Raw genomic sequence first — 11,896 nt, 5'->3', positions numbered from 1 at the left:
TTGATTCTGAGCCTGATACGGATTCACTCGTACTAATTGATTCTGAGCCTGATACGGATTCACTTGTACTAATTGATTCTGATCCTGAGATTGACTCACTTGTACTAATTGATTCTGATCCTGAGATTGATTCACTCGTACTTACTGACTCTGAACCTGAGACGGATTCACTTGTACTTACTGACTCGGAGCCTGAAACTGACGCACTTGTACTAATTGATTCTGAGCCTGAGATTGACGCACTCGTACTGATTGATTCTGAACCTGAGACGGATTCGCTTGTACTAATTGATTCTGAGCCTGAGATTGATTCACTCGTACTGATTGATTCTGAACCTGAGACGGATTCGCTTGTACTAATTGATTCTGAGCCTGAGATTGATTCACTCGTACTAATTGATTCTGAGCCTGAGATTGACGCACTCGTACTTACTGATTCTGAGCCTGATACGGATTCACTCGTACTAATTGATTCTGAACCTGAAACTGACTCACTTGTACTAATTGATTCTGAAGTAATCGATTCACTCGTACTGATTGATTCTGATCCTGAGATTGAGGCACTCGTACTAATTGATTCTGAACTAGAAACAGAAGTACTTGTACTCATAGAAGCCGGATCTTTTTGATACGTTACTATTGTATCAACAGCTAAATCATTAGGTACATCACCATTTTTTATACTATTAATATCAACAGCGTTTCCATTACGATCCTGAGCTGAAATAATGTAACCTGGCCTGTCAGTAAACGTATTTGTTGGATAATGAGCTTTTGTGGCATCATTAATATCATTAGTATACTGTGTCTCATTAAGAATGGTTCCATCCTCATCCTTAATAATTAGGTTAGCTAATGGCTTATATTGATACTGTATATTAATAGTTTGCGGAATATAAGGATTAGTAATATTATATGTTGTCGACCCATTAACATACTGAACCAATTGACCAACCGGAATACTATACGTTGCTACTTTACTGCCATTTCTATAAACATCAGCCTGCATAGTACCACTAGAATCTAACTGTGTATAAATAACGCTGGTGCCATCGTGATAATTCTTTTCATATTTAGCGCCAATTTCCCCAAACTGTGACATTGTGCCAGAACCGTTGTCATTAACATCATCAGCATAATAACCAATAATGACTTGGCCTGCAGAAGTTGTATAAGTCTGACCTGTCCATCCTGTTTGGGTAACCTTGTCCACATTAGGGATAGGTTGCCCATTCTCATCTACATAAGTTGTTGTCTGAGTAACGTTTTTGGGTACAAAATTAGTTACTGTCCCATAGCCAGTAACAATTCCTGGTACAAAGCCGACATAATTATTTCCAAGAGTATAGCTACTACTCTTGATGACTAGAGAATAGTTCCCATTTATCCCATCGTAATAATACGTTATGCCCGAAAATCCTGAAGACGTTATGCTTGCAGTCCCTTGATTAATTGTCGGTGAATAAATCGTTCCACGGCTATCTATCTCTTGTATATATAGTTTTCCTGAACCCCCACGGTCAATTGATATAGAAATATCACCAACTTTGGTGCCGCGACTATTATAAACCGTAACCCACTCAAAATCATATCTATTTGCGTTATCAGTATTGCGGCGCATACCAGCCGGATAAACTGGATCTGTAACGGGAAAAACTGCAGCATCATTGGTTGATCGAGCCGAAAAAGTTGTAGCTAAAACTCTAACATTTTTGTTAGCTGTTTCCGAAGTAACATTCTTTTCACTATTACTTGTTGATTCAGATGTTGAAATGCTATCACTTGTGCTTAATGATTCTGATGTTAGAATATTGTTACTTGTACTTAGCGATTCAGATGTTGAAATGTTCTCACTTGTACTTAATGATTCAGATGCTGAACTAACTTCTGTATTACTTTCAACATTAGTGGCTATTGAACCAACTTTATTACTGCTGATGCGATCAGAAGTGTCGGTTATTCTATCTTTTGTATTTGTGGTAACCTTGTTTGTTTCAGATGTAGCGATCCTTGCACTTGTACTAATTGATTCCGAAGATAAAGTAGACTCGCTACTACTAATCGATTCCGATATCGAAACAGATGCACTCGTACTAGTTGATTCAGACGTTGATAATGATAAGCTATTACTCATTGAATGAGAGGCGCTATCACTAATACTGTTTGTGTCTACATTGTCATCCGGCTTAGATTTTGTTTGATCTGGTAACGTCACCTGATCTTTATCAGCAACGGTCCCAGTACTATCAAGATTTTTTTCAGTGGCTGTATTATTAGTGTCAGCAAAAACATCTTGTGACACAACAGCCGATCCACCTATAAGCGCACTAACAGAAGCTAATATTTTAAGCGCTGCTCTTATGCTAGATTTACGGACAAATTTTCTTCTGCCCTGTAAACTAATAGCATAGGAGCATTTTTTAATATGATTCGATACAAAAAAGAATTTAAGCAGTCTCTTGTTGAGATGCACAAGCAAGGCTGTTCATATACTGATCTATCCGCTGAATACGGACCTTCGGTCGACTCAATCCGTAACTGGGTCAAGTTGTACGCAGTCCACGAAGTGGACGGCGAAAAATGGACGCAAGCTGATGTAAACGCATTACAAAAGGAAAACGACAAACTTCGCGAAGAACTTGAGATTTTAAAACGAGCCGCGGTGTTGCTTTCGAAGTACAACTAACGCAAAATCGCGAGTTAGGACTGGAAATCATTGACCGTTCGCTCGCAATGGGACACCGCATAACAAGCGTTTTATCAGCTTTGAATATAGCTCGAAGCACTTATTATCAATGGAAAAATTGGCATCCCAGCCAACAAGAGATGCGTCGTAACGCTCTAAAAACGGCAATCAAAGCCGTCTACAACACCAATCGTGGGATCTATGGCTACCGACGCATCGCCGCATTTTTACGGTTCATTTTGAACACTGAAGTTGGTGATCGTTTGGTTTGGGAGCTCATGAATGAGATGAACCTTAAATCTCGCATGGTCAGGAAGTCATATAAGAAGCCGACGACGACCACTGACACACCACAAAAGCCCAATCTCATGAAGAATTTGGATGATTTGAGTGGCGTTCTAACGACTGACATCACGTACATCCAGCTGATGAATAGAGACTGGGTTTACCTGGCGACGGTCTATGACCCAGAAAAACGAAGTGTTGTCTCATATGGACTGAGTTCAGAGATGACCAAAGAATTCGCAACATCTGTTGTCGTGAAGGCTCTAAGAGCCAACGGTAAACCAAAGATGATTCACAGCGACATGGGAAGCCAGTACACTTCAAGTCTGTTCGAAGGAACGTTGCAAAACGCTGGGATAGATCATTCTTACTCGCGCAAGGGACATCCTTACGACAACGCGCGTATCGAGAGTTTTCATTCACTCATCAAGCGTGAGTTGATTTATCACGAAGAATACAGAACCATTGATGATCTCAGGGCATCTGTCAAATGGTATGTGAACTGGTATAACAACGAACGTATTAATTCACGCACCAATTGCCTTAAATCTGCCTAGACCATTTCATGGTTTACTTAATCTCGGTTATCGGCACTAGCCGGTACGACGCCGTTTATAAGCCGTCACTTGTGAATTTCAAAAATTCGCCTTGTGAAGGCCTATTTGTTGCACGATACAACTTGTGAAATCCGGCTGGTTCACAATCTATACCACCCGTTTTCTCTCACCGGCAGGTCTTGGACCTGTTCCACCTACAAAAACACCCAGAAATCACGCCGTTTTAAGCTGAAATCCGGGTTTTGAAAAATTTTCGGAGTCCGGCACCTCTCGGTGCCGAAAAAACCTGTCCATAATCTTGACATCAGCGCCCGCTGTGCCATCAGTATGACTCTTCTTCTCAGAATGAGATGAACCATTCACGATTCGTGATGGTGTTATCCACATTAAAAAATTGGATACACCGGAGGTAACCCAATTTTTACCATCTTTATACATTTTAAACCGAGTGACTGGCTCGGTTTCTCTATATTCGTTTTGAACTCTCTTTTTCATCTTTTCTCCTCAATTAAATAAAGAAATCAGCTATTCCTTATGAGTATGCCTGAAAAACGAGCTCTTTTCATGATAAAAAAAGCGAGTTCATGTTAAATAAAGGAACTTCATTATAAAGTATATATTTATCACATGATTTTTTTTATATAATTGAAAAAATATACCTTTTTTAAAATCCTGTTTTATTAATCAGACAGGATTATTTTTTAAGTTGACAAGATGAAAGTTACAGGGGAGATTCATGAACAATATTCAAAAATTGGCGGATATTTTAAATGCTGATGCTATTTTACTCAATATTGACACTCATGAAGCTAGCTATTTAGATAATGAACCTGCTGATCCAAACAATCGTATGATCAACTTTTTGATGGCAAATATCAAAATATTACCAAACCATCAATATCAATCATTTAACAGTCATTCAGCGCATGTTCTAACTTGCAAAATTACAAGCAATTTAATTATTTGCTTTTCCTTTGATTATAGTGATGCCACTTCAGCTAGTAATGAATTAATGGCGCTCCATTCACTATCAAATTTAAAATCCATTTCACAAATTATTTATACCTTATATAATAATCAAGAAGCACCAGATACAGATGTTATCATCACGCAATTTTCAAACCAGAAAATTGTTAAAAGTGAAACAGCTCAACCTTTTGATGCCAACATTTTCTTTAACACTGAAACTGACATTATCAAAGCCATTATTTATTCACGCAATGATCAACTTGCCTCTGCGCTAGAACGTTTATCACATCTTAAACTGATTGGTGAACGGTTTGCCAACAACAACTTTATTAGAGGTGAAAAAGACACACTCATCTCTTATATCGCAGTATTAAATCGTGCAATTGTTCAATGGGGCTATCCTGTAGATTTAGCGTTTCAATTACACAATGAGTTAGTACAAGAAATAGAATTGACACCCCAATTCTTAGATTTTTTCCAAGTCCTGAGAGAAATTACTTGGCATTACTTCAAGGTTATTCAAAATTATCGTGTCATTAATTTTTTACCACTTGAACAGAGAATTCATCAATATATTAAGGAACACATTACTGGAAATATCACACTAGATGATATTGCTGAATCATTAAACGCATCTAAAAAGAACCTGAATCCCGCCTTTAAAAAAGAATATCATTTAACGATTACGCAATTCATTAGACAAACAAAAATAGATACTGCAAAAGAGTTACTAATTGCTTCAAATTTTACCTTAGTCGAAATTGCTAACCTGTTATCTTTTTCAACAACGAGTTATTTTGTGAAAACTTTTAAAGAAGTAACACACGTCACACCAAATTATTTTCGACAACATTTTTTTGACCGTCACCTTCATTTATAACTATTCATTAAAATGAAGGCGTCCTTAATTTAAATAAAATTACAAAAAAGCTTGACTCCTTTAAATTGAGAGTCAAGCTTTTATTTTTAATATACAAATTTAATCCAATAAATCCATTTCGGAATCACGTAAACTTTGTGTCTTTGCTATTTTTAATCCTAGTACATACTCAATTGCTGGATTGAAAAATAAGCCACGCCACAAGCCACGCATGATGATGTTTAGTTTCTTACCTCGAGAAGTCACATTTTTTCTCAATAATGTTTTTCGCCAGTCACGCAGAATAGCAACTGATATGACTTTAAACATTTCTTTTTTTGAAATACGACGTGCTGTCAGTACACGATTGCGGTATTCATAGTTATAACGCCATAATCGACTGTCATCTGTTTCGGCAACAATATCACCTGGTTTGGTATTTTCTTTAGATTTGTGCACAGCTATAGAGTTCATCACCATATAACCACGTTTAATGTCAGCAATTCGGTTCGTATACTCCATGTCATCGCCCCAAATGAAGTATTCTTTTTGCGGTAACCCAACCATTGCCACCATCTCACGTGAAAACATAACAGACACGAAAGTCGCGTTAACAACTTCTACTGCCGGTTCTTTAGAATTCATGAGATAGCGTTGCCATGTAAATGGACGTGGTGCTGTAACATTCATCCATGATGGATTACCATTGACACGACCCCAACGAACCTGTGAATTCACAAATCCGACTTCTGGGTGTTCCAATGTAAATTCTACCAAATGCGACAACGTATCTGGTTCAGGAATTGTATCGTCATCCATGAGCCAAATAAAATCATCGTTTAATTGTTCCCCAAACAAGCGTACCGCTTGATTAAATCCACCTGCACCACCTAAATTTTCATCCGCATGATGAACGACAATACGCGCATCATCTAAACCATCCAAGTATTCTTTCGTACCATCTGTAGATAAATTATCTACAACGATAACATGTGATAAATAATTATTTTGTGCCAAAACGGCAGCTAATGACTCCTTTAAAAGCGGTAATCTATTATAAGTTACAATTGCTGCTGTTACAGTTTTTTCAGTCATTTGACATTTCCTTAATAGTAATTTCCATTCTAATTATACGATAAACTTACTGTACAGTGAGACAAAACAGACACATCCTTATATGATACGTTATTCATCATAGTTACATTTTATTTTGCTTCTTCTTTAGATTAGTTGCTACCTTAACACTAAACAATATCAACACAGTTACAACAGGTGCAAAACTTACTATCTGTGCAATAACCGGCATCTTTATTCCTAACACAACCGTATTTTCACCTTGACGACCTTGGACGTGCAAAACACCATTTGTATCGGTTTTGGGGTTAATACGGTTCCCATTAAACACCACTTTTGACTGCCTATATATTACTATTGGTACTTTTGTATTGTATGCTTTATTTTGATGCCATGTAATAACTAAATTGCCTTTTTTTGAAACATATTTATTAAAATTTGTTGGCGCAATTAATTCTTTTTGGACGTTTTTTTCATTGCGATCATTATAATATACTAAACCTTTTCCAGGAAGATAGTCTGGTGACCAAAAATTAATTGCACGAATCGTCTTTTCAAAATCTGAATTTCTCCCCTGTAAATCCTTTTGTATAGTTAACTTTGTCGATGAATCTCTTCTCGGTCCATAAAATCTAGATGCTACAAAATCAGAGTTTTGCCAAAAACGTTGATTAACTGACACATTACTTATAAACTGTTGTTTAATCGTTGTACTAGCTATTAACAATAGACCTACCCCAAAGGCAATAACATAATATCGATTCAACGATAATTGTCTAATTACCTTGGATAAAAGAATAGCCACCAATAAACTTAGCAAATAACAACCAGGTAAAACGAAGCGCATCGGAAATTGTATTATTCGAAAGAACGCGATGTCATTCCAATGGTTCAACAGAGCACTAGGTCCAGATGCTATCACCAAAAAAGTAACTCCACAAATAAACAAAACCCATTCAAAAATAGCTAATCGTCCTCTTAGTGCCAATATTAAAACAATTGCTAAAGAAAATAGCCAGAATGATAGTCCCTGAGAAAAGTGAACAACAAGGTTAGCAGGATGTAAATCTACGAAAGGGCTTAGAATCGATTGAGTTTTGGTAATACTAAAATAATCAGCCCAGTAACCCAATGATAATCCAATGCTTATTAATCCAGCTAAAACAATTTGCTTAATTAACAACCAACGATTCTTATTAATAACTATACCTGTAATGAAAAACGCAATTAATATGATTACACTAAATAAAAATGATAGCATATGTACTTCTAAAATTAATGCCATTATAATTCCTAGCCGTATAACATTAACAGGTCGCTGTTGATTATGATGCATACGCATTCCAGAATCAATCACCAAAGGTAACAACATTATTCCCCAAGTCATACCACCCGAGCTTTGATACCAATAGCCAATGGACCAATAACTTGTCAAGGACAAAATAACTGAAAATACCAAGCTAAGGAAAGATTGCTTTGAATACTTATTAAACAGCCAGTAACTTAATCCCATCGTTCCAACTGTTAATATAAAATTAGTCACAAGTTGAAACTTCAGCCAAGATTTTGTTAGTAATAAAATCAAACCAAAAAAATATCCTAACCCTGGTCCATACAAAGCATTGACAACTCTTCCCGAAGAATTAAAGCCATACAACGACATCTGCGAATTGTTAAAATTAAGGTGCTTAATACGTGACATTGCCTCAAACGCCCTATTAAAATGAAAAGCATTGTCAGCACCAACATAAATCCCTCGAATCTGTAGTTGTGGTAAGGCATACACAAATGCAATAGAGATAATCACTAAATATGGCCATAGCGATTTCACACTTACTTTTTTATTATTCAAATTTTTTTCACACTTCATTATCCCAAATCCTCAGCAAACACAGTTTCAACAACACGTTGACTAGCATGTCCATCATCATATTGTATGAATTTTTTATCGAATGTCTTAATTTTAGATGCGTAATAATTTGGTATTTGAGCGTACTGCTTTAGTGCCGCTGCAAGTTCTTCTTGATTATAAACAAGTGGCCCCGGTGCATCGGCTTCAAAGTCAAAGGTTAACCCTCTTGATTGAGTATAAGTGTCATAATCATACACATAAAAAATCATTGGCTTCTTTAACAACGCATAATCAAACATAGTTGAAGAATAGTCCGTAATCATTAAATCAGACACGAGATAATAATCATCAATTGAAAATTCAGAGTTAGCTATTCGAATATTTTTAAGATTTGGCACATTAATCACATTAGTCCAGTAATGACCATGAATTACTAACAGCATATCATCTGGTAAAGACTGGCTTAATTGTTCGTAATTTAATTCTAAATCAACGTCCCCTCGTTTACGCCAAGTTGGTGCATACAAAGCTATTTTTTTATCAGATGGTAAATCCATTTTTGACTTTAAATCCGCTAAATTAGACCCATTAGCTTTCATAAATAATGCATCATTACGTGGGTAGCCAGAAGTCAATACTTTTGCCTGGTGACGAAAAGCGTTTTGAGCAACGTCAGCAACGAAATCGGATGGTACAGTCAAGTAATCCCAGTTACGATTTTTTCTTAAATAGCGCTCATATCCAGCTGAAGACCATTCGTTTAATACATTAAAACCCATATTTTTTAGTGGAGTTCCATGCATTGTTTGCAATTCAATTTGGTCATCTCGCTTCACACGTTCTGTTTGTTCAAAATTGACATTATTCACAAAATATTTGGTTCGAGCTAAATAATACCAATATTCTTTTGTACCAAAAGATATAAACTTTACATTTGGCAATGTCATTTTTTCAAGTACATTTTTCATTACAACAATGTGCTCAAAATTCGAATAATGCTTTTGCAAATAATCATAGATGGCCCGTGGATTATCATTGAATTTGTCGCCCCACAAAGAGGAATAAACAATTGTCTTATTAAGCAGCGGTTGCCTAAGATATTCTTGATATTCATTTCGCCAAAAATCAACTTTATCACTCATTTTTTTAAACTCTTCGCGATTAGTATTTTGACGCACCACTAATTGCCTGTGCTCTTCACCATCATCTGCTGCAAATCGCCACTCTAGTTCATTAACTGCTATTGTCTCTCTTAATAATTCATGTATTGATTTACCCCAACGTAGAGGCATTGTAAATGGCTTGCGATGTAAGAAGTGCATCGTGACTTCTGGATGTAACCACTGTTGATTATCATATTGACCAAATGATAGCGGCATCTGAACTTCCCATAACTGTCGTTCGCCGAATCCATGAGTAATTTTTTTTGCAGTATAACTGTTTGCCAATTCATCAGTGCCAAAAGTTAACTTTGCACCTATAGCAGTTCGCGTCCATCCTCCTAGCCAAAATCTAATTGTTGCTTTTTCATTAGCCACTGTTAATGACTTAATAATTGGATATTCCCAAGAAATTGCCAATGTCGCCACATGATTTGACACATGAAAAATACTCATGTTTGCACCCAAACTATGTGGCTCAGCTATTACTGGTTGTACCATACGAACAAATTCATAGGTACTTTCATCTAATAAATCATCACTAGTAACCATTTGCCACCAACGTTTGGCATCTTCCGTAGCTTGACCTAGGCGTTTTTTACTATTTTCTGATAAAGTATACTGACCATCGGCTTCTCTCAATATGATTTTTTCTTGTGAACCAGCGTCCCACAATGCAACCTGTTTTTTTGTATTATCAATGGTCCACACATAATTATTTTTATGATATACACTATTAACCACAACCGGTGCATCAGCAAAACGGTCTAATTTAAAACGCCAATCTGAAGAATAGTTAGGTAAAATAAAATCACCATCAAAGATGTACCCCTCAGGACGTGGCACGTCTCCTGGTACTGGTTCAGTGATTATCGTGTTGAGCTCAAGACCATGAATAAACTGAGTCACTTTCACATATACGGATTCCTTTAAACGTTGTAGATCCGTAAAAGGTATTTCAATGCGATAATGACTGTATCGATACTCATGTGCCGGCTCCTCAACTTTTGTTTGTGTGTTATCAAAGCCGCTATAAGCAGTAATATCTGGATCTTCTGTAAAGATAATGGATCCAGTAAAAGGCGCAATGTTTTGATCATCCTTGTTTACAAATGACAATGTTGCGTTTTCAAAATCTGATTCCGCATGAACATCTAGGTAACCATGGTACAGATGCCCCTCTAATACCAGCTTATCCCCCTCTCTAACTACAGAATAAAGTCGTGTTCGGCTTTCAAAATCGGATAAGAATGTTGGTAATTCGAAATGAAATTCATCCTGATAAGTACTGTGTAGTTTTTTTGTTTTCTGATTAAACGTTATATGAAATTCTTTTTTTGCATACGTTTCAATAGCGCGCTGTACAATATCTTTTGGTTGTTGCAACCAAACTGTATATAATGCACGATACCAAAAGCGTGCCTGATTAAATTGCTGAGGCGTTAAAATGTCTAGGAAAGACTTGACGTTTTCATAGATAGCATCTTTATAAGATTGATCTAAAGTTAGAAAGTTATCATAAGTAAATGGTAATGTTAAATCAAAATCTAACATTTTATGTAACTGTTCATTTTGCGCAACTTGTGGTGCTTGGTATGATTTCAAACTACTCAAAATCATTTTCATGCCCTTGACGCGATCCGTAAAGTTTGTAATCTGACCAGTTGCTTGTGTAATTGAAGGTGCTCCAGCATCACGTGCCCGCCATAAATAAACCACATCATCTAAAATATCAATTGTTTGTGCCAAACTATACATTGGCACGACTGTAGGCATATCTTCGTATAACATTTTTTCTGGAAAATATAAACTAAATTTCAAAACAAAATCTTTACGATATAACTTATTCCAAGCCGTAGAATCCCAAACCATTTCAGGATGCTCTGCAAGTATTGTTTTTTCATATGTGTCATGATAAGCCTTGTTATGTACGTATGAAGTCCATTGCTTACCGGAACTGTTAAAACGTCGAACTGCACCACCAATAAGATCAGAACCAGTTCGTGTAATAACATTAAGCATCTTTCTATAAGCAAAATCCGTCACAATATCATCAGGATCAACATATGTCACATACTCACCAACAGCTAAATTGGTGCCACGATTTCTCGCTGCACCCAAACCACCATTCTCAAACAAATAAAGTTCAAAAATATTCGGATATTGATCGACGTATGTTTGAGCAATAGTTGCCGTTTCGTCCTTTGAACCGTCATCGATCAAAATAACCTGTAACTTGTCACTAATCCCCTGACGTAATAAAGAATCTAAGGCCTCTTCCAAAAATAATGCCACATTATACATTGGTACAACGACACTTAATTTTGTAACTGCACGATTACTTTTATTAATTACTGTTACTGGTTTATCAAGATTTTTTGGTACATGAACAATTGGTTCGGTCATAAGTAAGAACTCCTATTTTAATTATGTATGTAAATAAGGGGTGAACAT

At 36.5% G+C, this 11,896-nt stretch carries 7 protein-coding genes and 1 pseudogene; 3 read left to right on the top strand and 5 right to left on the bottom strand.

What is annotated here, in order from left to right; translation table 11 throughout:
- Positions 1 to 2,302 (bottom strand): annotated as a pseudogene (locus JOD28_RS09860) (MucBP domain-containing protein); the annotation flags it as partial.
- Positions 2,303 to 2,425: 123 nt separating this feature from the next.
- On the opposite strand from JOD28_RS09860, the gene JOD28_RS03805 reads away from it, so the two are divergent.
- Both JOD28_RS03805 and JOD28_RS03800 read left to right on the top strand, forming a co-directional pair.
- Complete coding sequence (locus JOD28_RS03805; protein WP_220730309.1) at positions 2,426 to 2,686, top strand: transposase; 261 nt, start codon at positions 2,426 to 2,428, stop codon at positions 2,684 to 2,686.
- Between the two features lie 20 nt (positions 2,687 to 2,706).
- On the top strand, positions 2,707 to 3,528 hold the full coding sequence (locus tag JOD28_RS03800) for an IS3 family transposase (RefSeq protein ID WP_275587482.1): 822 nt from the start codon (positions 2,707 to 2,709) through the stop codon (positions 3,526 to 3,528).
- A gap of 213 nt (positions 3,529 to 3,741) precedes the next feature.
- Here JOD28_RS03800 and JOD28_RS03795 read toward each other — a convergent pair whose 3' ends face one another.
- Positions 3,742 to 4,023 carry a KxYKxGKxW signal peptide domain-containing protein gene (locus JOD28_RS03795; RefSeq protein ID WP_204769550.1) on the bottom strand — a complete coding sequence of 94 codons (282 nt, stop codon included), beginning with the start codon at positions 4,021 to 4,023 and terminating at the stop codon, positions 3,742 to 3,744.
- A gap of 241 nt (positions 4,024 to 4,264) precedes the next feature.
- Between JOD28_RS03795 and JOD28_RS03790 the strand changes: the two genes are divergently transcribed.
- Positions 4,265 to 5,377 (top strand): helix-turn-helix domain-containing protein, encoded by a 1,113-nt coding sequence (locus JOD28_RS03790; protein ID WP_204769549.1) that lies wholly within the window; start codon positions 4,265 to 4,267, stop codon positions 5,375 to 5,377.
- Positions 5,378 to 5,476: 99 nt separating this feature from the next.
- Here JOD28_RS03790 and JOD28_RS03785 read toward each other — a convergent pair whose 3' ends face one another.
- The 3 genes from JOD28_RS03785 to JOD28_RS03775 form a co-directional block, all read right to left on the bottom strand.
- Complete coding sequence (locus tag JOD28_RS03785; protein WP_204769548.1) at positions 5,477 to 6,451, bottom strand: glycosyltransferase family 2 protein; 975 nt, start codon at positions 6,449 to 6,451, stop codon at positions 5,477 to 5,479.
- Between the two features lie 103 nt (positions 6,452 to 6,554).
- On the bottom strand, positions 6,555 to 8,300 hold the full coding sequence (locus JOD28_RS03780) for a glycosyltransferase family protein (RefSeq protein WP_204769547.1): 1,746 nt from the start codon (positions 8,298 to 8,300) through the stop codon (positions 6,555 to 6,557).
- A complete protein-coding gene (locus JOD28_RS03775) occupies positions 8,300 to 11,848 on the bottom strand; it encodes a bifunctional glycosyltransferase/CDP-glycerol:glycerophosphate glycerophosphotransferase (RefSeq protein ID WP_204769546.1) in 3,549 nt (1,182 codons plus the stop codon). Before JOD28_RS03775 ends, JOD28_RS03780 begins: the two co-directional genes overlap by 1 nt.
- Positions 11,849 to 11,896 lie beyond the last annotated feature (48 nt).

The organism is Leuconostoc rapi (assembly GCF_016908715.1).
Classification (GTDB): domain Bacteria; phylum Bacillota; class Bacilli; order Lactobacillales; family Lactobacillaceae; genus Leuconostoc; species Leuconostoc rapi.
This window is presented reverse-complemented; position numbering and strand designations above follow the sequence as displayed.

Excerpts from the sequence above, each read along its gene's own strand:
- JOD28_RS03805 (WP_220730309.1), top strand. The coding sequence starts at position 2,426 with ATGATTCGATACAAAAAAGAATTTAAGCAGTCTCTTGTTGAGATGCAC.
- JOD28_RS03795 (WP_204769550.1), bottom strand. The coding sequence starts at position 4,023 with ATGAAAAAGAGAGTTCAAAACGAATATAGAGAAACCGAGCCAGTCACT.
- JOD28_RS03790 (WP_204769549.1), top strand. The coding sequence starts at position 4,265 with ATGAACAATATTCAAAAATTGGCGGATATTTTAAATGCTGATGCTATT.
- JOD28_RS03785 (WP_204769548.1), bottom strand. The coding sequence starts at position 6,451 with ATGACTGAAAAAACTGTAACAGCAGCAATTGTAACTTATAATAGATTA.
- JOD28_RS03780 (WP_204769547.1), bottom strand. The coding sequence starts at position 8,300 with ATGAAGTGTGAAAAAAATTTGAATAATAAAAAAGTAAGTGTGAAATCG.
- JOD28_RS03775 (WP_204769546.1), bottom strand. The coding sequence starts at position 11,848 with ATGACCGAACCAATTGTTCATGTACCAAAAAATCTTGATAAACCAGTA.